The organism is Vibrio sp. vnigr-6D03, from assembly GCF_002835515.1.
In the GTDB taxonomy this organism is placed as follows: domain Bacteria; phylum Pseudomonadota; class Gammaproteobacteria; order Enterobacterales; family Vibrionaceae; genus Vibrio; species Vibrio penaeicida.
The window spans coordinates 134,252-154,576 of the sequence record NZ_PIZL01000002.1 but is presented as its reverse complement, the minus strand read 5'-3'; the positions used below and the strand labels follow the sequence as shown (position 1 = coordinate 154,576).

Annotated in this window: 18 protein-coding genes and 13 tRNA genes; 8 read left to right on the top strand and 23 right to left on the bottom strand. The window is 44.6% G+C overall.

Going from position 1 to position 20,325, the window contains the following annotated elements; translation table 11 throughout:
- Window position 1 precedes the first annotated feature (1 nt).
- Entirely contained in the window at window positions 2-1,237 is a 1,236-nt protein-coding gene (locus CW749_RS04000; protein ID WP_101110745.1) for a sugar ABC transporter substrate-binding protein, read from the bottom strand.
- Window positions 1,234-2,967 (bottom strand): substrate-binding domain-containing protein, encoded by a 1,734-nt coding sequence (locus CW749_RS03995; protein ID WP_101110744.1) that lies wholly within the window; start codon window positions 2,965-2,967, stop codon window positions 1,234-1,236. The genes CW749_RS04000 and CW749_RS03995 overlap by 4 nt, the downstream gene beginning before the upstream one ends.
- Before the next feature lie 221 nt (window positions 2,968-3,188).
- On the opposite strand from CW749_RS03995, the gene CW749_RS03990 reads away from it, so the two are divergent.
- Window positions 3,189-4,340: a 2-octaprenyl-3-methyl-6-methoxy-1,4-benzoquinol hydroxylase gene (locus CW749_RS03990; RefSeq protein WP_101110743.1), complete on the top strand. Its 1,152-nt coding sequence runs from the start codon at window positions 3,189-3,191 to the stop codon at window positions 4,338-4,340.
- 27 nt (window positions 4,341-4,367) lie between these two features.
- Here the strand turns inward: CW749_RS03990 and CW749_RS03985 are convergent, their stop codons facing one another.
- From CW749_RS03985 to lolB, 19 genes are all read right to left on the bottom strand, one after another.
- Window positions 4,368-5,417 carry a lactonase family protein gene (locus tag CW749_RS03985; protein ID WP_101110742.1) on the bottom strand — a complete coding sequence of 350 codons (1,050 nt, stop codon included), beginning with the start codon at window positions 5,415-5,417 and terminating at the stop codon, window positions 4,368-4,370.
- 181 nt (window positions 5,418-5,598) lie between these two features.
- Window positions 5,599-5,683 (bottom strand) — tRNA-Leu (locus CW749_RS03980).
- A 52-nt stretch (window positions 5,684-5,735) separates the two neighbouring features.
- Window positions 5,736-5,812 (bottom strand) — tRNA-Met (locus tag CW749_RS03975).
- Window positions 5,813-5,825: 13 nt separating this feature from the next.
- Window positions 5,826-5,910 (bottom strand) — tRNA-Leu (locus tag CW749_RS03970).
- A 51-nt stretch (window positions 5,911-5,961) separates the two neighbouring features.
- Window positions 5,962-6,036, bottom strand: a tRNA-Gln gene (locus tag CW749_RS03965).
- 32 nt (window positions 6,037-6,068) lie between these two features.
- Window positions 6,069-6,153: transfer RNA gene (locus tag CW749_RS03960), tRNA-Leu, on the bottom strand.
- Between the two features lie 51 nt (window positions 6,154-6,204).
- Window positions 6,205-6,279 (bottom strand) — tRNA-Gln (locus tag CW749_RS03955).
- A gap of 32 nt (window positions 6,280-6,311) precedes the next feature.
- Window positions 6,312-6,396, bottom strand: a tRNA-Leu gene (locus CW749_RS03950).
- Window positions 6,397-6,450: 54 nt separating this feature from the next.
- Window positions 6,451-6,525: transfer RNA gene (locus tag CW749_RS03945), tRNA-Gln, on the bottom strand.
- 55 nt (window positions 6,526-6,580) lie between these two features.
- A tRNA-Leu gene (locus tag CW749_RS03940) sits at window positions 6,581-6,665 on the bottom strand.
- A 55-nt stretch (window positions 6,666-6,720) separates the two neighbouring features.
- Window positions 6,721-6,797, bottom strand: a tRNA-Met gene (locus CW749_RS03935).
- 82 nt (window positions 6,798-6,879) lie between these two features.
- Window positions 6,880-6,954, bottom strand: a tRNA-Gln gene (locus tag CW749_RS03930).
- A 30-nt stretch (window positions 6,955-6,984) separates the two neighbouring features.
- Window positions 6,985-7,069, bottom strand: a tRNA-Leu gene (locus tag CW749_RS03925).
- A gap of 38 nt (window positions 7,070-7,107) precedes the next feature.
- Window positions 7,108-7,184: transfer RNA gene (locus CW749_RS03920), tRNA-Met, on the bottom strand.
- Window positions 7,185-7,477: 293 nt separating this feature from the next.
- A complete protein-coding gene (gene ychF / locus CW749_RS03915; protein ID WP_101110741.1) occupies window positions 7,478-8,569 on the bottom strand; it encodes a redox-regulated ATPase YchF in 1,092 nt (363 codons plus the stop codon).
- Between the two features lie 10 nt (window positions 8,570-8,579).
- Window positions 8,580-9,170 (bottom strand): aminoacyl-tRNA hydrolase, encoded by a 591-nt coding sequence (gene pth, locus CW749_RS03910; protein WP_101110740.1) that lies wholly within the window; start codon window positions 9,168-9,170, stop codon window positions 8,580-8,582.
- 180 nt (window positions 9,171-9,350) lie between these two features.
- A complete protein-coding gene (locus CW749_RS03905) occupies window positions 9,351-10,295 on the bottom strand; it encodes a ribose-phosphate pyrophosphokinase (RefSeq protein ID WP_004401505.1) in 945 nt (314 codons plus the stop codon).
- Window positions 10,296-10,324: 29 nt separating this feature from the next.
- Window positions 10,325-11,212, bottom strand: a complete 888-nt coding sequence (gene ispE, locus CW749_RS03900; RefSeq protein WP_101110739.1) for a 4-(cytidine 5'-diphospho)-2-C-methyl-D-erythritol kinase — start codon at window positions 11,210-11,212, stop codon at window positions 10,325-10,327.
- A complete protein-coding gene (gene lolB, locus CW749_RS03895) occupies window positions 11,194-11,841 on the bottom strand; it encodes a lipoprotein insertase outer membrane protein LolB (RefSeq protein WP_180958318.1) in 648 nt (215 codons plus the stop codon). Before lolB ends, ispE begins: the two co-directional genes overlap by 19 nt.
- A gap of 140 nt (window positions 11,842-11,981) precedes the next feature.
- On the opposite strand from lolB, the gene hemA reads away from it, so the two are divergent.
- From hemA to kdsA, 6 genes are all read left to right on the top strand, one after another.
- Window positions 11,982-13,238, top strand: a complete 1,257-nt coding sequence (gene hemA / locus CW749_RS03890; protein WP_101110737.1) for a glutamyl-tRNA reductase — start codon at window positions 11,982-11,984, stop codon at window positions 13,236-13,238.
- Window positions 13,239-13,256: 18 nt separating this feature from the next.
- Entirely contained in the window at window positions 13,257-14,345 is a 1,089-nt protein-coding gene (gene prfA, locus CW749_RS03885; protein WP_101110736.1) for a peptide chain release factor 1, read from the top strand.
- A gap of 35 nt (window positions 14,346-14,380) precedes the next feature.
- On the top strand, window positions 14,381-15,229 hold the full coding sequence (gene prmC / locus CW749_RS03880) for a peptide chain release factor N(5)-glutamine methyltransferase (RefSeq protein ID WP_101110875.1): 849 nt from the start codon (window positions 14,381-14,383) through the stop codon (window positions 15,227-15,229).
- A gap of 64 nt (window positions 15,230-15,293) precedes the next feature.
- Window positions 15,294-15,677, top strand: a complete 384-nt coding sequence (locus tag CW749_RS03875; protein WP_101110735.1) for a SirB2 family protein — start codon at window positions 15,294-15,296, stop codon at window positions 15,675-15,677.
- 3 nt (window positions 15,678-15,680) lie between these two features.
- Window positions 15,681-16,490, top strand: a complete 810-nt coding sequence (locus tag CW749_RS03870) for a SirB1 family protein (protein ID WP_101110734.1) — start codon at window positions 15,681-15,683, stop codon at window positions 16,488-16,490.
- Window positions 16,491-16,503: 13 nt separating this feature from the next.
- Window positions 16,504-17,355: a 3-deoxy-8-phosphooctulonate synthase gene (gene kdsA / locus CW749_RS03865; protein ID WP_101110733.1), complete on the top strand. Its 852-nt coding sequence runs from the start codon at window positions 16,504-16,506 to the stop codon at window positions 17,353-17,355.
- Between the two features lie 91 nt (window positions 17,356-17,446).
- On the opposite strand, the gene CW749_RS03860 is transcribed toward kdsA, so the two are convergent.
- Window positions 17,447-18,685, bottom strand: coding sequence for a HAMP domain-containing sensor histidine kinase (locus tag CW749_RS03860; RefSeq protein ID WP_101110732.1), 1,239 nt, complete (start codon window positions 18,683-18,685; stop codon window positions 17,447-17,449).
- A gap of 10 nt (window positions 18,686-18,695) precedes the next feature.
- Window positions 18,696-19,376: a response regulator transcription factor gene (locus CW749_RS03855; RefSeq protein WP_101110731.1), complete on the bottom strand. Its 681-nt coding sequence runs from the start codon at window positions 19,374-19,376 to the stop codon at window positions 18,696-18,698.
- Window positions 19,377-19,523: 147 nt separating this feature from the next.
- Between CW749_RS03855 and CW749_RS03850 the strand changes: the two genes are divergently transcribed.
- The gene (locus tag CW749_RS03850) at window positions 19,524-20,321 is read left to right on the top strand and encodes an efflux RND transporter periplasmic adaptor subunit (protein WP_101110730.1); all 798 of its coding nucleotides are present in this window, start codon (window positions 19,524-19,526) and stop codon (window positions 20,319-20,321) included.
- The last annotated feature ends 4 nt before the right edge of the window (window positions 20,322-20,325 follow it).

Sequence of the window (20,325 nt, the reverse complement as noted above, 5' to 3'; positions counted from 1 at the left end):
ATTACAACTGATTGATCTTGATGCAAGCCGAGTCCGCTGCTTTTTGTGCATCCGTGCCATCAAAGAGATCTTGAATCATTGCCATTTGAATATCGGCAATTTCCAAATACCGCGAAGACAGTGGTCGAGGTGATGCGTTATTCAAGTGCTCAATGATTGCATCTGGCTTGTGGCGATTAGCATCAACAAACTTTTGCGCTGCGTTGACGTTTGCTGGAAGAAGGTCGACGACTTTTCCATTGATGTCTTGTCTTGTGAGGAATTGGGCAAATTTCCACGCCGCTTCTTGGTGTTTGGAACCTTTGTACACGACTAAATTCCAGCCGCCGTAAGTACCAACGGGGGTTTTACCAGCAGGGGCGTGACCGTTTACAAAGTCCCAATCAATGCTGGATTTCTTCAATGTGGGTTGTTCTAAAGCGGGCCAAAATTCAATGGCTAATGAACCATTAAGGAACAGCTCTCGCATGTCTCCACTGGAAGCATTTAGAATGCCTTTAGGAGCGTATTGCGCGAGATCTTGAAGATACGCTAAAGCTTCAACCGCCGGTTTTTCGTTTAACTTACATTGCCCACTGCTATCTAAGACTTGACCGCCATTGGAGAAGATAAAGGAGTTGACGACCACGACGGTGTCTTCGCCTTTATGACCAAACAAACCAACGCCATATTGTCCTTTGGAAGTGTCTGTTAGTGCTTTTGCAGCGGATTTTAGCCCACTCCAAGTGACGATTGAGTCATACTTGATACCTGCCTTTTTGAATAAAGCGTTGTTGACGTAACTGAATTGCCACACGTCTACATTGAACGGGACACCCCAAGTTTTGTCTTTGTATCGAACTGAAGACCAAGCGCCGGGAAAGAATTGTCCTGCATTCATTGAAGCCGCATTCATTTTCTTATCGAGTGGTATAATCGCTCCCGCTTCTGCAAAAGCTGCTAGCCAGATCTGGTCGACCGTTGAAATGTCGGGGGCATTACCGCTTCTTACTGCTGTCAGAAGCCTTTGTTGATATTCAGGGTAGGGCACGGTTGTCACATCCACTTTGATCCCTGGGTTTTCTTTTTCAAATAGAGCAACAGACGCTTTTTGGTAGTCACTCAAACCAGATTCAGTCTGTTGGTTATCCCAAAAGCGGATGGTTATGTCTTCTGCTTGAACTGTGGGTGCAGACACCATCAGCACTAAGCTGATAGAGGCGCATAAATGGCGCAAACATGTACTGAGACGCTTCATAAACTATCTCCTTGTTTATTTTGGTGCATCACTGCTTGTGTCTTGTCTTCAGACTTCAAATAGTCTTCGGCAAGGTGAACGCGTATACCATTTGCCGACAGCTCTAGCCGCTGTGCGGGAATGGTGCCTAAATCTGTCATGACATCAGTAATGTCATGCAATGGAGCAATCAGGTAATTTTCTTCCGCGCCCATCTGGCTGGCTTCGCCTAAAACCAGCGTTTGATGCGAGCGGGCAATGGCGGTTTTGGCTACGACTGAGCATGCTTCGTCGTTCATACTGATGCCAAATTTGGATGAAATGCCATCCACGGAAAGAAAGGTTTTGTCGACTCGAATTTGTTCTAACGTTGAAAAGCAAGCTGAGCCTGTCAGTGCGCGCTGACCAGACAAAAGCTCTCCACCTGTTAAGATGATTCGAAAATCGTGTTTGTATTGTTGGAAAAATTCAAAGGCATCCAGAGAGTTAGTCACAATGGTGTGTTTGCCAGCTGCCTCAATCAATGCGGAAGCCAAAGGCATGGCGAAAACGCCGTGATTAATGAATATTTTGCTTTCACGCTTGAGTACCTTCACTGCCATTTGGGCAATGCGTTCTCGCGCATGATTTACTTCTTTGTGAAATTGGATTTCAGGCGGTTGGATCTCACATTGTAGCCCTAAATATTGGCATTCTGATTCCAAGCTTTTCGCCAGCTTTCGGTACCAGTTGTGATCGATAAAATGCGGCACAAACATGATTCTTGCTGAGGTTAAGCGGTTTTTGTCTACAGGAAACTCACGACCTGCTAACTCGGATAGGTTTTGTTTTAAAACCCAGTGATCATTTTGCCGAGTAAACCGAGTATGCACATCTTGCCCTGTCAAAATATCAAAAGGGGTCAATACTGGCTGGGGAACAACGCCGCTAACCAACTTGGCAACCGTGTGTGCCGCCATGTAGCCAACCAATTCTGGATATAAAGCGACACATGCGTGAAGTCGGTTGCCGTAAGTGAGTTCGTCCAGTAAATCATCGCCTTCTAATCCGATCGAATAGGCGTAAATGTCATGCCGACCTTTTGTAGCTTCTAACCCTGCAAGAATCGAGTGGTCATTCACGCCGAACAAAACATTGATATCCGGATGCGTTGTGAGCGCATCTTGTATTTGTCGCAGTGCGGTTCTGTAATGCCCAAACCCATCAATCGATAGCATCTGGAGTTCACCTAAGTAAAATTGGTTAAAACCCCGTAAAAACCCTTTTGTTCTTTGTTGTGCGTTAGAGAGTTGTGCATGGTTAATGAGTAGAACATTTGCGCACTTCACCTCATCACGATTGAGCTGACTAGCGGCAAATTTTCCTAGTTGATAACCGGCTTCTAAATTATCCGGACCAATATAAGTGCACTGCGAATCGGGAGCCGATTCAGACAAGACAGGAAGCCCGTTTGCTAATGCACGTTGCTTGAGTAAATCGCCCCATGGTTCATGGATAGGAGGAAGGATCAGCGCATCGACTTCATCAAGCCCGATATTTTCTTGGGGTAATGGAGGAGGCGTTACGTTTTTAACGGCATGAACAGCGCCATGAGAGCGTTCCAGTTTTCCACTTTTTGCCAGCCGTGCGACGTCTCTTCGAATAGTGACGTTGGCTACTTGTGGAAACTCCTGAGCAAGCTGCGCAATAGAGACGTTTCTACGGTTCTCTAGCACGTTCAATATGGCTTGTTCACGGAGCCTTTGGTTCATAATGAGTGATCCACTGGATTAACAATATTCACCATTATCTGTATAAATCAATCCAAATGATCAAATTATTCACCTATAAATTACAAAATTATCACAAATGATCATTTGTGTTCTTTATTGATCTTAAAGAGTGACCTGATACTTGTTCTTATCGTGGACGGCTTGTCCAATAGAGCAGTAAACTAAGCGCTTCTGGCACAAAGTGGCTATTTGGGAAAGGTATGAAAAAGTTTGATATTGCCGTGATTGGTGGGGGAATGGTTGGTGCTGCTGTGGCGGTGGGGTTTGCCAAACAAGGGAAAGAAGTGTTGGTTGTTGAGCATCATCAGCCTGAAGCTTACGACTCTAACCAGCCAATGGATTTGCGCGTATCTGCAATTTCTCAATCCTCAGTGAACTTTCTCGAAGAACTTGGTGCTTGGAATGCTATCGAAAGCACTCGTGTATGCCCATACAAACGTCTTGAAACGTGGGATATGCCTGAATGCCGCACACGATTTCACTCCGACGAACTCAACCTAGAGCAACTGGGCTTCATTGTAGAGAACCGCATGGTGCAGTTGGGGTTATGGGATGTGATGGCTAGGCTAAGTAACATAACGTTAAAGTATCCAGATACGTTAGAGGCGATAGAAGATAATTTGGATTCTAGGCTGCTTCGTTTGGCTAGCGGGGAAGAATATCAAGCGACATGGGTGATTGGAGCTGATGGAGCGAATTCGAAGGTGAGAGACATTGCTCAGATAGGTGTTACCGCTTGGGACTACCGCCAGCATTGCATGTTGGTTAATGTGGCAACAGATAAGCCTCAGCAAGATATTACTTGGCAGCAATTTACCCCGTCTGGACCTCGTTCATTCTTGCCTCTACCGGGGCATCAGGGCTCGGTTGTTTGGTATGACTCACCACAAAAAATACGTTCTCTACTGGCGATGAATCATACTCAGCTGGCAACGACTATTATGGATGAATTCCCAGCTGAACTCGGCAAAATAACGGTAGAGCAAGCCGGTGCTTTTCCGCTCACGAGACGTCATGCACAGTGCTATCATCAAAAAGGCTGTGTGTTAGTAGGAGATGCTGCCCACACTATTAATCCTTTAGCGGGGCAGGGCGTTAATTTGGGATTCAAAGATGTAAAAGCGCTGTTAGAACAAAGTGATTCGCTGGGTTTGACGAAACAAGCTTTGGAGCAATACCAATCGATTCGTAAGCGCGACAACCTCCTAATGCAAACTGGGATGGATGTATTTTACAAAGTCTTTAAAGACACATTCCCTCCCATCGCATTTGCACGAAACGCGGCATTGAAACTCGCAGAGCACTCCGGTCCTATTAAGCAACAAGTTCTGCGCTATGCGCTCGGTTTATAGCGCAATGTTCACACGCTTAAACGTAGGCTAAAAGAACTGCACACATACGGGGTTACCAGTGGAGATGCTGTACCCCGTTTCTTGTAATTCCCCGCTTTCTTCATTGCGGCGATAAGACACCAAATTATTCGTATCTTGATTCGCGACAACTAACCATTTTCCGTTTGGCATCAGGTTAAAATCCCGAGGGTTTAACCCACCTGATGATATGGTTTGAACAACGGTCAAATCACCGGAGACTTCCACCTTTAAACAGGCGATAGAAGATTGCTGTCTGCCTGAAACATAGACAAACTTTTCATCGGGAGATAAACGGATCGCTGCAGCAGCACCACCTTCATTGTGTTTTACAAATGGGGAAATGGTTGATGCTATTTCCCAAATGTCGTTTTCATTCTTTTTAAGAACCAAAACTTCTTCAGACAACTCGCAAAGCACATAAGCTTTGAGCTCATCTTGTGAGAAAACCAAGTGGCGAGGACCACTACCTGGTGGTGTTTGAACGTGCTGAACTTCAGATTCGTTGATGAGGGTATTGGATATAGGATAAAAGCTCACTCGGTCGGTACCGAGGTCTACCGTGACTAATTCATTGGTTTGTTTTAAAAAACATGCAAAGTGAGCGTGAGGTCCTTCCTGCCTATCTGTATTTGGACCATTCCCAGCATGTTGGATGGTGTGTATGTGTTCTAGCCGATCACTGCTGAGCGAGAATACACTGAAATCGCCAGTGCCATAATTAGACGTCACCGCCAATGTTTGATCTGAGTTTACTGCAACGTGGCAAGGGTAATCACCATCAACCGGATTACTATCGAGTAGGCTCAGCTGGTGGTTTTTTATATTGTGCACTGACAAGCCAGCCCCTTTTCCATTGGCAAACTCATTAATTGCGAAAACTCGCCCATCCTGAGAGGTCAAATAAGCGGGATTTTGCTCATCAGATATCAGCGCAAGTTTGTCGAAAGCGCCTGTTTCTAAATTCATGTGGACAGAGGAAATACCTTTTCCTTCCCCCGTCATGGCTCCAATGGATTGTGTGTAGCTACCGATAAGAATCTTTTGATGATTTGCCATTCTGAGTTGCCTTCGCTGCTTTAATTTATGCAAGCCATGATCAGTATGATTGGGGACAAAACGCAACTGAAAGCGGAATTCATAGAGAAAGAATGAGAATCAGAACAAAGATTTGATGACGTGAATCAGAAATGATCATGCAGAAAATAGAAAACCCACCAAAAGGTGGGTTTCTAAATAATGGTGCGGAAGGAGAGACTTGAACTCTCACACCTTGCGGCGCCAGAACCTAAATCTGGTGCGTCTACCAATTCCGCCACTTCCGCAACAAATCTGTAGTCTTGAATGATGATTGGTGAATCATTCAGACGTTGTAAATGGTGGCTACGACGGGATTCGAACCTGTGACCCCATCATTATGAGTGATGTGCTCTAACCAACTGAGCTACGTAGCCACTTTATGAAAAATGGTGCGGAAGGAGAGACTTGAACTCTCACACCTTGCGGCGCCAGAACCTAAATCTGGTGCGTCTACCAATTCCGCCACTTCCGCAACAAATTTGTAGTCTCGACTGACAATTGGTGAGTCAATCAGACGTTGTAATGGCTGGGCTACCTGGATTCGAACCAGGGAATGGCGGCATCAAAAGCCGCTGCCTTACCGCTTGGCGATAGCCCAACAGCGAGTGTGTATGATCACACTCTAAATAATGGTGCGGAAGGAGAGACTTGAACTCTCACACCTTGCGGCGCCAGAACCTAAATCTGGTGCGTCTACCAATTCCGCCACTTCCGCAACAAATTTGTAGTCTCGACTGACAATTGGTGAGTCAATCAGACGTTGTAATGGCTGGGCTACCTGGATTCGAACCAGGGAATGGCGGCATCAAAAGCCGCTGCCTTACCGCTTGGCGATAGCCCAACAGCGAGCGTGTATAATCACACTCTAAATAATGGTGCGGAAGGAGAGACTTGAACTCTCACACCTTGCGGCGCCAGAACCTAAATCTGGTGCGTCTACCAATTCCGCCACTTCCGCAACTTAATCTGTAGTTATCAAGACAATTGGTAAAGTCTCAATAACGTTGAATAATGGCTGGGCTACCTGGATTCGAACCAGGGAATGGCGGCATCAAAAGCCGCTGCCTTACCGCTTGGCGATAGCCCAACTGATTGTTTAGCGTGTCAATCTCACGCTCTTTATTTCTAAAGAGAACAATTCATGGTGCGGAAGGAGAGACTTGAACTCTCACACCTTGCGGCGCCAGAACCTAAATCTGGTGCGTCTACCAATTCCGCCACTTCCGCGTCTCAAATTTCTATCTTGTTATTTGCTAATTGGTAAAAGCCAATAACAATTGTATGGTGGCTACGACGGGATTCGAACCTGTGACCCCATCATTATGAGTGATGTGCTCTAACCAACTGAGCTACGTAGCCATCTTTTTAGAGCGAAACAATATAATACAATCTCTACTCTAGTTCTACCGAAAATGTAAAAACTTTTCGCTAGAAAACAATATGGCTGGGCTACCTGGATTCGAACCAGGGAATGGCGGCATCAAAAGCCGCTGCCTTACCGCTTGGCGATAGCCCAACAGCGAGTGTGTTATCACACTCTAAATAATGGTGCGGAAGGAGAGACTTGAACTCTCACACCTTGCGGCGCCAGAACCTAAATCTGGTGCGTCTACCAATTCCGCCACTTCCGCATTATTTCCTAAAAGCTTTCAAAAAAGCGCTTAGGAAATGGTGGCTACGACGGGATTCGAACCTGTGACCCCATCATTATGAGTGATGTGCTCTAACCAACTGAGCTACGTAGCCATTTTCAAACTTTCGATCTCTTTTATAAGTCGCCTTATTGTCGAGAACGGAGCGCATTATGCGGATATGACCCAAAACCGTCAACAGTTTTTTTTAATAAATTGCGATTTTAGAATTGTTCGCCCTTTTTTTAAGCAAAGAGACGTGTTTCTGATCTAAAAGTGTTGTGATTGCAACACGGACATAGCCTAGAGTGGCATTCAAATCGGAATTATGAGTATCGTTAAATAAAAAAAGCCAACAAATTTGTTGGCTTTTTGAACGGTTTTAAGTGAAAACGTGAAGAGTAATGTTTAAACGTTGAAGCGGAAGTGAACGACGTCACCATCTTTCACAATGTAGTCTTTACCTTCTAGACGCCATTTACCGGCTTCTTTTGCACCGCTTTCTCCGTTGAATTGGATGAAATCATCATATCCAACGACTTCTGCACGGATAAAACCTTTCTCAAAATCAGTGTGGATTTTACCAGCAGACTGAGGGGCTGTTGCACCAACTGGAATTGTCCATGCACGCACTTCTTTTACACCTGCGGTGAAGTAAGTTTGCAGCGTTAACAACTCGTAGCCAGAACGAATTACACGGTTCAAACCTGGTTCTTCAATGCCCATATCGGCAAGGAATTCTTCGCGGTCTTCATCGTCTAGTTCAGACAGTTCTGATTCGATAGATGCACAAACAGCGACAACAACGTTGTTTTCATTCTCGGCATACTCACGTACTGCATCTAGGTACGGGTTGTTTTCAAAGCCATCTTCATTCACATTGGCAATGTACATGGTTGGCTTAAGTGTTAGGAAGTTCAAGTAGCCTACGGCTGCCAGTTCTTCTTTTGCAAGATCAACCGTACGAGCCATTCCACCTTCTGTTAGAACAGGAAGCAGTTTTTCAAGAACAGTCAGTTCAAACTTCGCGTCTTTGTCGCCGCCTTTGGCTTTCTTAGTATTGCGGTGAATAGCGCGCTCACAAGAATCCAAATCAGCCAATGCAAGCTCTAGATTGATGACTTCGATATCTTCAATTGGAGAAACTTTACCCGCGACGTGAACAATGTTTTCGTTCTCGAAACAACGAACAACATGACCAATCGCGTCTGTTTCACGAATGTTTGCAAGGAATTTGTTACCGAGCCCTTCACCTTTGGATGCGCCCGCAACCAAACCTGCGATGTCGACAAATTCCATTGTTGTTGGCAAGATTTTTTTCGGATTAACAATTTTCGCTAATGCGTCTAAACGCAAATCTGGAACAGGTACTACGCCTGTGTTTGGCTCGATAGTACAGAAAGGAAAGTTTGCTGCCTCGATGCCTGCTTTAGTCAGTGCGTTAAACAGAGTTGATTTACCAACATTTGGCAAACCAACGATGCCACATTTAAAACCCATGATAGTAACCTTATTCAGCTTTGAACGTGTGTAAGCGGTTTTGCGCTTTCGTAAGTCCGTCTTTTAACAAGATGTCGAGGCTGCGTACAGATTCATCTACTGCAGCATCAATGCATTCTTGCTCTTTGGCTGGTGCTTTGCCCAATACATAGCCCGCCACTTTGTCTTTATGCCCTGGATGACCAATGCCAATCCTAAGGCGATAGAAATCTTTGTTATTGCCATGTTTACTGATGATGTCTTTTAGACCGTTATGCCCACCATGACCACCGCCTTTTTTGAATTTGGCTATACCTGGAGGCATGTCGAGTTCATCATGTGCCACCATTATTTCTTCTGGGGTAATCTGATAGAACTTTGCAAGTGCTGCAACCGCCTTGCCAGACAGATTCATATAGGTGGTTGGAATCAGTAAACGCAAATCCTGACCATCGACCATGATACGACCCGTTAACCCGAAAAATTTAGCTTCATTTTTTAAGGTTACATTATGAACCCTCGCTAACTCTTCAACTGCCCAAGCCCCTGCATTGTGGCGGGTTCTTGCGTATTCTGGTCCAGGATTTGCCAATCCAACCAGAAGTTTAATGGTCTGACTCAAGGTTATGGTCTCTCTGCGTAATCAAAAAGCGCGATATGATAGCACACTTCAAACTTATTAATCGACAGGATGTCTACGGGCATTCTACGGATAAAAAAATACCCCGTATTGCGAGGCACCTTTTAAATTAGGGTAATTCTTAGCCCAGCCTAAATCTTAGTTGGGCTTTGAACTTAAGTCTTAGTTGAACATTGCAGAGATAGACTCTTCATTGCTGATACGACGAATCGCTTCAGCCAACATGCTAGACAGAGTAAGCTGAGTTACTTTGCCTGTTGCTGCCATCTCTTGAGGTAGCTCGATTGAGTCAGTGATAATGACTTGGTCAAGTACCGAGTTAGCAATGTTTTCAGCAGCGTTACCAGAGAACACAGCGTGAGTCGCGTAAGCGAATACACGCTTTGCGCCACGTTGTTTAAGTGCTTCTGCTGCTTTACAAAGCGTGCCACCTGTATCGATCATGTCATCAACGATCACGCAATCGCGACCTTCAACATCACCAATAAGGTTCATCACTTCTGAAACGTTAGCACGTGGGCGACGCTTGTCTACGATAGCGATATCAGTATCGTCGAGAGCCTTTGCAGTCGCACGAGCACGTACAACACCGCCAAGGTCAGGAGATACAACAACCGGATCTTCTAGACCACGAGCACGCATATCTTCAAGCAGTACTGGAGTACCGAAGATATTATCTACAGGAACATCGAAGAAGCCCTGAATTTGTTCTGCGTGAAGGTCGATAGTAAGAACGCGGTCAACACCAACGTTAGAAAGGAAATCGGCAACCACTTTAGCAGTGATTGGCACACGAGCTGAACGTACACGACGATCTTGACGAGCGTATCCGAAGTAAGGGATTACTGCTGTAATACGGCCAGCTGAAGCACGGCGCATTGCATCAATCATTACCACCAACTCCATTAGGTTGTCGTTGGTTGGTGCACAAGTAGATTGGATGATGAATACATCACTACCACGCACGTTCTCGTTGATTTGAACAGCGACTTCGCCGTCAGAGAAACGGGAAACAGTAGCGTCACCTAGGGAGATGTATAGACGATCAGCAATACGTTGGGCTAGTTCAGGTGTAGCGTTACCAGCAAATAGCTTCATATCAGGCACGGTAGAAACCTCGGGGTTGCGTCCAGTTTTTAGATAGATTGTGAGTCGGCCGATTCGTACTCGGCCAATCTTTCTTTTAGAGGCGAAAGATTTACGCCTGCAGCTACAAATGCATGTACATCATCTGAAAGCTGAGAGAGCACTGAATTTGCTTCACTTTTGCTCGAAAATTCGCCAAAAATGCAAGATCCAGTACCCGTCAATCTTGACGGCGCGTATTGTAGCAGCCATGAAAGTTGCTTATCAACCTCAGGATAGAGTATTCGGACGATTTTTTCGCAATCGTTTTCGTACTCAGTGTCAAGAAGTGTTGCCAGATCTCGTTTTGGTGTGTTTCTTGTCAATTGAGAATGAGAAAAAATGTCGGCTGTCGCGATGCTGACATTAGGGCGAACAACGAGATAGACTTTTTCTTCCGGCTCTGCCGGGTAAATTTCTTCACCAACACCTTCAGCAAACGCGGCGTGACCTCGAACAAAAACAGGTACATCGGCACCCAAAGCTAAGCCTATTTCCGCCAGCTCATTGTCGGACAGCTTGGTTTGCCACAAATAATTCAACGCAACTAACGTTGTCGCGGCGTTTGAAGAGCCACCGCCTATTCCCCCACCCATTGGAAGAATCTTTTCTAACTCAATGTGTGCACCTAAACGGCATCCGGTTTTTTGTTGCAGTGCTCGGGCGGCCTTCCAAATTAAGTTATCTTCTAGGGCAACCCCTTTGATTTCTGGCGACAGCGTCACGTTACCAGTTGTATTGGCTTTTATACCCAGTTCGTCGCCGTAATCGATGAACTGGAATAGCGTTTGGAGCTCGTGGTAGCCATTGGCTCTTTGACCTGTTATGTACAAAAATAGGTTGAGTTTTGCTGGCGAAGGCCAAGTGGTATGGGTTGGAATCATTGAGAGACTATCCATTTTGAAACGGCAATTTTTAACTTTGTTTTGTCCTGTACTAACGTCAGGCTCGACGGTAATACGAATTCATTTTGTTGGGTGTATTTATTAAAGTTTAATTCCCAAGCCTGACCATCTATCTGCTTTGTTAAGTCACTTAACGTATTCTCTTCGTTAAGTTGGTAGTAGTCAGCATCGATAGGTAAACCTTTTATCCATTCACTTAACTGATCAATCGGGATACTGAGACCGGTAAGACGCTTAATCAGAATATTGCCACTAACGTGCTGATAGGTATCCCCTTCATGGGTGACGACGGTTGCACCATTTTCATCAATGTTAAGCAATAACGCGGTCTGACCAAGCAAGGTAGTTAGACGAAGTTCTTCTGAGTTATGAGTTTTTTTCCAGTAGAAACTCAAGCTCTGGCGCTTACTTTCACTGATGTAAGCCATTTTTCCTGTCAGGGCGTATTCCTGGAGTGATTCCAGTTGTTTTTGATGTGAAACCCAGTCGACAGGTTGATTGGGCGCCTCTGGAAGAGTGGTACAGGCAGAAAGTAAAAGTGCTACTGAAGCGACAAATAATGCAGAAGAGCTTCTCAAGGCACGAATAAACTGGGTGGTAGGTGAAATGAGTAGAATAGTCAATCTTTGCTCCACATAACGCTAATTCGGCGCTCACTATATCACTTAAATGACATCGTGTTTAAATCCCCCCTTTAAATAGGTGCTTCCATAAAGTAAAATTCAAGCTCTTACAGTATTTTCGGACAGAGATCTCTCACTACATGTCTTTGCTTGTCATTGGTATCAATCACAATACGGCGTCGGTCGAATTGCGAGAAAAAATCGCATTTTCTCCAGACAAGCTGACCCAAGCACTATCTGATATTGCCAATAATTCAAGTATTAACGGTGGAGTGATCCTTTCAACCTGCAATCGCACAGAAATATATTGTGACGTCAAAAATGCAGGAAAAGGTCAGATAATCGATTGGTTAACTGATTTTCACGGTATTCATTCAACCGATTTAATGCCCAGCCTGTATATCCATGAAGAACAATCTGCCATCAAACACTTGATGAGAGTGGCTTGTGGGTTAGATTCCTTGGTATTGGGTGAGCCCCAAATTTTAGGTCAGGTTAAGCAGTCGTTTTCGGATGCTCGTGATAGTAAGGCCGTTGACGCTACAATGGAGAAGCTTTTTCAGAAAGCGTTTTCTGTTGCTAAGCGTGTTCGAACTGAAACCGAGATTGGTGGTAATGCAGTGTCTGTAGCTTACGCTGCATGCACACTAGCGAAACACATTTTTGAATCGATTGAAGAGACAACAGTATTGTTGGTCGGTGCAGGTGAAACCATAGAGTTGGTTGCCAAACACCTTGATGGTCATGGTTGTAAAAAAATGATTGTCGCGAACCGTACTCGTGAAAGAGCACAAACACTGGCGGAAGATTTTGGTGCGTCAGTGATTAGTTTGCCGGAAATACCTGAACATTTGCCAAAAGCTGATATTGTTATCAGTTCCACAGCAAGTCCGTTGCCGATCATAGGGAAAGGAATGGTAGAAACGGCTTTAAAAGCCCGTAGACATCAACCGATATTAATTGTTGATATTGCGGTGCCTAGAGATGTAGAAGCACAAGTTTCTGAACTGGACGATGCCTATTTATATACAGTGGATGATCTTCAATCTATTGTTGATAAGAATATAGAGCAAAGAAAAGTCGAAGCCATACAAGCGGAAGCCATTGTGGCAGAAGAAAGTGCTGGGTTTATGACTTGGCTTCGTTCTCTGCAAGCGGTAGATAGTATTAGAGACTACCGCGAATCTGCGAATGGTATCCGTGAAGAGCTGCTTTCTAGAAGTTTGCAATCGCTGTCTTCGGGCGGTGATCCGGAAAAAATTCTTATCGAGCTTAGCAATAAGTTAACCAACAAGTTGATTCACGCTCCCACGCGTGCGCTGCAAAGTGCAGCAGAGCAGGGTGAACCCGCCAAATTAACTGTTATACGCCAGAGTCTCGGACTCGAAGACTCCTAAACTGATTTTAAGAACATTATGAAACCTTCTATTTTGACCAAGCTTCAAACGCTGGTAGAGCGTTATGAAGAAGTCCAGCATTTGCTTGGCGATCCAGACATCATTGGCGACCAAAACAAGTTCCGCGCCCTTTCGAAAGAATACTCTCAGTTGGAAGAAGTCACGAAATGCTTCCAATCTTATCAGCAAGCGCAAGAGGATCTTGAAGCTGCAGAAGAGATGGCGAAAGAAGACGATGCCGAAATGCGTGAAATGGCTCAAGAAGAAATCAAAGAAGCAAAAGCGTCCATTGAAAACCTAGCGGATGAGCTTCAGATTCTTTTACTGCCTAAAGATCCTAATGATGACCGTAACTGCTTCCTAGAAATCCGAGCGGGTGCAGGTGGCGATGAAGCAGGAATTTTTGCGGGTGATTTGTTCCGCATGTACAGCAAATATGCCGAGAAACGTGGTTGGCGAGTTGAAGTTGTGAACTCCAATGAATCGGAACACGGCGGTTACAAAGAGATGATCGCGAAAGTGGTCGGTGAAGGGGTTTATGGCGTATTGAAATTTGAATCTGGTGGTCACCGTGTTCAGCGCGTACCAGAAACAGAATCTCAAGGTCGCGTACACACTTCAGCTTGTACTGTTGCCATTATGGCGGAGATCCCAGAAGCGGAAATTCCAGAAATCAAAGCATCGGATCTGAAAATCGACACCTTCCGAGCGTCGGGCGCGGGTGGTCAGCACGTTAACACCACTGACTCAGCCATCCGAATTACTCACTTGCCTACGGGTACGGTGGTTGAGTGTCAAGATGAGCGTTCACAGCACAAGAACAAAGCGAAAGCGATGTCGGTTCTGGCTGCGCGAATTACCCAAGCTGAAGAAGCTAAGCGAGCGGAAGAAGTGTCAACAACTCGACGCAACCTATTAGGTTCTGGCGACAGAAGTGACCGAATTCGTACCTACAATTACCCTCAAGGTCGTGTTTCTGATCATCGTATCAATCTAACGGTGTACCGTTTGAACGAGGTGATGGAAGGCGACCTACAAAGCTTGGTTGATCCTGTGATTCAAGAGCATCAAGCTGATCAACTAGCGGCATTAGCAGATCAAAACTAACAGCATGTTGAACGCTAATGACCAGTGAGCAAGGTATGCCTGCAAGTATTGAAGTCACTTTAAAAGCGGCAACAGAACAATTGATAGCCAGCGGCAGCGATTCGCCGTCGCTGGACGCGGCTGTATTGCTTTGCCACGCACTGGATAAACCGAGAAGCTACCTACTGACTTGGCCCGAGCGAGCATTGACGAGCGAACAGGACACAATGTTTCTCTCTTTATTAGAAAGACGTTTGACCGGAGAACCCGTCGCCTACATTGTAGGCGAAAGAGAATTCTGGTCGTTGCCGTTAAAGGTGTCGCCATCAACATTGATCCCTCGCCCCGACACTGAGCGCCTCGTTGAACTGGCGTTGGATAAGATGTCTGGTGTCACGGGAGAAGTGCTTGATTTGGGGACCGGGACGGGTGCCATTGCATTGGCGATAGCCAGTGAATTGCCCTCGATACAGGTCACGGGAGTCGACATTCGTGTTGAAGCCCAAAAACTGGCGACAGAGAACGCAACGCGTTTAACTATCCGAAATGCTTCATTTTTACAAGGAAGTTGGTTTTCCCCTATTACTGAGGGAACGAAATTTGCTTGTATCGTAAGTAATCCACCCTATATTGACGCTTGCGACCCACACCTTGAGAAAGGTGATGTTCGATTTGAGCCGATGAGTGCGCTTGTTGCAGAAGAGAAAGGAATGGCGGATCTGAGCTACATAGCTGATAACGCACGTTCTTATCTTTCTGAAGACGGTTGGCTTTTAATGGAGCACGGCTTTGAGCAAGGCTTGCTAGTACGAGATGTTTTAACGTCACTAGGGTATGTCGATGTAGTGACAGAACAAGATTACACCGGAAACGACAGAGTTACATTGGGTTGCTTTCGATCTTGATAAAGGGCGATATCGTCCTTATTGATGAGCAATGTACTGAGTACATATAAAAAAGATAATTATTATGTATATAGCGCTAAAACATTTCCACATGCTTACGATTGCAATCAGTGTATTACTGTTTGTTCTTCGGTATGCATTGATGGTGGCTAAATCGCCAGTATTAGAAAATAAATTTCTCAAAATATCACCTCACATTAACGACACACTTTTGCTGTTGTCTGGTGTGGGATTGGTTGCAATCACGGGCTTTGTACCGTTTACACCAGCAGGGCTTTGGTTAACTGAAAAGATAACTTGTGTGCTGGCTTACATTGCCCTTGGATTTTTTGCATTAAAATTAGGTAAGAACCAATTGTTAAGAGCGTTTGCCTTTTTTGGTGCGCTAGGATGGTTGGCTATGGCAGGGAAACTTGCTGTTACGAAAGTACCGGTATTTTTAGGTTAAATCATGTTTGATCTGTTCGACGAAGACTTAGACGACATGACATTGGTTGAAGGGGCTTTAGCGCTAAATGAGGCGATTGATCCTGATACGAATGTACATTGGGCGAATGCAGAGCTTGAGCGTCTGTTAAAAGAAGCCGAGCTAGAATTGAGCCACGAAGTGAATGAGCAAGCAAGGTTTGAGGCTTTCTTGCGTCTTTTTTATTGTCAGTGGCAATTTGAAGGCGACAGTGAAGCTTATTTTGCAAGTGAAAACGCTTTTATGGACAAAGTGCTTGAGCGACGCAAAGGTATCCCTGTTAGCTTGGGTTCGCTTTTGCTCTACTTTGGCCAAAAGTTGGGCTTTCCTGTAGAAGGGGTGACCTTTCCAACTCAGTTTCTTGTCAAGGTGATGTGGCCTGATGAAACAGCGGTATACATCAACCCATTCAATGGGGAATACGTTAGTGCGCAAACACTGCGTGCATGGCTAATTGGTCATGATGGACCATTGGCTAAATTGAAGCCAGAGCATTTGGCTTCAGCGGACAATCCGACTGTTATTGGGCGTTGGCTAGCGTTAATTAAATCTGCGATGTTGCGTGAAGAGCGATACACTTTAGCGCTGAATTGCACGGATTTAGCATTGACGTTTGTTCCTGATGACCCTTATGAAATCCGCGATCGTGGGTTTATATATCAGCAACTCGATTGCCACCAAATTGCAGCAACGGATTATCAATTTTTTATTGATCAATGCCCTGACGATCCTGGTGCAGAACTCCTTAAAGCTCAGGTGAGTACCATGAGCGAAACTCAAATTACTATTCATTAGGCGAGACCTTCATATGGAACAGAAAACCGTCAAAATTGGCGAACTGGATGTCGCTAACGACAAGCCATTTACACTTTTTGCGGGCATGAATGTCCTTGAATCACGCGATCTTGCTATGCAGATCTGTGAACATTACGTAAAGGTGACAGAGAAGCTGGGTATCCCTTATGTATTCAAAGCGTCTTTTGATAAAGCAAACCGCTCCTCAATCAATTCATACCGTGGTCCTGGTATGGAGGAAGGATTAAAAATTTTCCAAGAGTTGAAAGAGACTTTTGGCGTCAAAATTATTACTGATATCCACACAGAAGCGCAGGCACAACCCGTTTCTGACGTCGTGGATGTTATCCAACTTCCTGCTTTCTTGGCTCGTCAAACCGATTTGGTTGAAGCGATGGCCAAGACGGGTGCTGTTATTAACGTGAAAAAACCTCAATTTATGAGCCCAGCTCAGGTGGGGAACATCGTTGATAAGTTCGCGGAATGTGGCAACGAACAAATCATTTTATGTGAGCGTGGTGCTTGCCACGGTTACGATAACCTTGTGGTAGACATGCTTGGTTTTGGCGTGATGAAAAAGGCTTCTAATGGTAGCCCTATCATCTTTGATGTGACCCACGCGCTACAAATGCGTGACCCATCGGGTGCTGCATCTGGTGGACGCCGTGAGCAGACTGTTGAACTTGCGAAAGCGGGTCTAGCGACGGGCATTGCAGGTTTGTTTATTGAAGCGCACCCTAATCCAGATAAAGCACTGTGTGATGGTCCATCTGCGTTGCCTCTTGATAAGTTGGAACCTTTCCTAGCTCAGATGAAATCTTTGGATGATTTGATTAAAAGCTTCGAACCTATTGAGATTAACTAGGCTGGCTGGTTTCAGATAAATATCAGCATAGTAGTACTAGCTACTTGAAGTAAAAAACGGGCTTGTAGAGCCCGTTTTTTTATGACTTAAGTTATTCAGTGTGCCGCTTCAATTCCGCAACACAGCCGCCTTGTGGATGGTTGGCAATAGAAAATGACCACTGATAGCTTTCACAAAGGCGACGCACAATCAAAAGCCCTAAGCCATGTTCTGATATGGTTTTACCTTCTAATCCACTGCCTGTATCTCGGACTCGAATTGTCTCAGCTTGAATTAAAACATCAATCTTGCCTTCACCTGTGTGCCTGATGGAATTGTCCAGCAGGTTTTTCAAAATCATCGATAGCACTGTAGGGGGAAGGTTAGTTTGCGTATTTGGGTCTAAATCCAGATCAAATTGAATGTCAGGGTGAGCCCGTTGGTAACTGACAATATCAATGGCATCTAATTGAATTGAATAGAGTTGAGCTACGTTACCTACATTTTCTTGCTTGACGATATTGAGCAGTACTTCCACCGTTGCTTGCATTTTTTTTGCGGCACTGACAATGCGTACTCGCTGCTTCTCATGAAAATTTGGTTCTTGTTTCATGCCTTGTAAATTGGCAGCACCAAGGATGATGGCAATGGGGGTTTTAAGTTCATGGCTGGCGTACTTCGCAAACATCATCTCTTGCTTGGCTATTCTTTCTTTCATGTCAGAAAACTGGTTAAGCTTTTCTGTTAAGTGTTGCAGTTCAACAATGGTATCGTCTTCGACTTGAAATTTATGACTGCCTTCTAATGTCAGTTGCGTGCTTAGTTGGGATATCGGGTTCATGATCATACTGAATACCCGTTTCAGTGAGAATCGAAGCACTAAGATAAGGCAGCCGGTAAATGCCATTGAAATCAAAATGATGAAATCCCAGGACTCATCACCAAAATCTTTTGCGCTGGCATCAATGGTCAGATACAAAGCAGTATCTTTGCCATTGATATCAAGAAATCTTGTATAGAAAACAAAATAGCCTTCATTAAAGAAGTTACGCTTATTGCTGACTTCATTGATAGGGAAAGGGCTCAGTTTTTTAACGTTGTCTGGAAGCGCATCTGCATCGTAATACGCGGTAATAAATGGGCTAACTTTCTCATAAGGTAAGCCTGAATTCAGGTAACGCTCTATCGCAATATTTTTGAACGATTGAAGGTGGATCGCGGTATTTCGATCTTCGTTGATGACTAGGTACAGGGCAAACGAAAGATAAATTAGCGCAGCTAAACTGAATGCTATCAAGCTATAAAATCGCAGTAAGTCCCGTTTTACATCGTTGATTGAACGGCTTTTCATTCTCTAGTCTCTACTTTTCTAACCGAAGACCAATTTTAGGCACGGTAATGAGTATTGGGTGTTCAAACGGCTTATCCACGATGTTCCTTAGAAGGTATAGGTGGCTTCTGAGTACGTCGTTGTCGGGAATATCTTCCCCCCAAATCTCATGGATTAGGCTTTCACGTGTGACTATATCTGGGGCGGCTTTGACGAGTTTGACCAAAATTTGGTACATAACGGGAGTGAGAGAGAGCAGGGTTCCTGCACGGTAAGCTTGATGAGAAGACTGCTCAATGACGATGTCTCCATATTCCAATCTACTTTTGGCAACGTCACCACGATAACGTTTTATTAAAGCACTTAGCCTGACTTCGAGTTCATCAAAATCAAAAGGCTTGGTAATAAAATCGTCTACGCCACTTTGATAACCACGCAATAAATCTTCTTTGCTATTTAAGGCGGTAAGCATTAACACGGGTAATGTCTTACCATTACGTCGCAGCTGATTCATCACTTGAATGCCATCTTTCTTAGGCATCATTACATCCAAAATTACCGCATCGAAATCGTATTGGTGAATAAGCGCAAGACCTTCTTCTCCATCGCTAGCGAAATCAACCTCAGCGCCTTTCATTTCAAGAAAATCTGCCAGTATGCCTTGCAGTTCAATGTTGTCTTCAACTACCAATAATTTCTTGCTTTTCAACATACTGTCTCACCCTCTTTTCAAGGCATTTAGTTTAGCAGCTTGCTGTCGAATTTTTGTCGAATTTTTGTCGAATTATCCGCCTCCATTTTCACAAAACTTCGACATGACTATCTGCAAACTAATGTTATTAACTCGAAGAGGCACGTTATGAATATTCATAGATCATTTTCTGTTATCGCTCTTTTAGGGGCACTCCCTTTTTATACTCAAGCGGTTCAACTTTTAGGACAGGCACAGGTTATTGAGCCTATCAATGTTGTGGCTGAAGTCAGTGGTGTTCTAGATCAAGTTGAAGGGGATGTCGGGGAGGCGGTATCCAAAGGAATGAAACTCGCTGCTATCCAAACATTCGACTACGAATTGGCGGTGCGTCAACAAATGGCAAACCTTGAATTGGCGAAATCGGATTTAACCATTAAGCAGTCATTATATGAGCGATACCGCGCGCTGAAACGAAAGAACAGTTTATCTCAAAATGAATTAGATGTTGCCAAAGCCGATTTTGATGCCTCTAAGGCAAGCCTAGATTTGGCAAATTTAAACCTTGATGAAGCAAAGAGAAACCTCAACGAAACGCAGGTCCAATCTGAAATACGAGGGATTATTACTCAGCGTAAGGTCAATAAAGGTGCATGGGTCGAAAGAGGTGAGTTGCTGTACCAAATCGTCAACATTGATCAGATAAACGTACGATTTTTTGCAAGCCAATACGACCTGCAATCGCTCTCTGTCGGTATGCCTATAACACTTTGGACTGAAAGGGCGGTGAATCAAAAAATCAATGCTCAGATTACGCGCATTGGTGTGCAGCCAGATGAGAATACTCAGACTTATCCCGTTTTTGTGACGATCAAGAACACCGCACATGTCTATAAGCCAGGTATGACAGTGTATGGCTCTACTGAGCGCCTTGAGTCTTCAGAATTATTCAAGAAACCAGAATAATAAG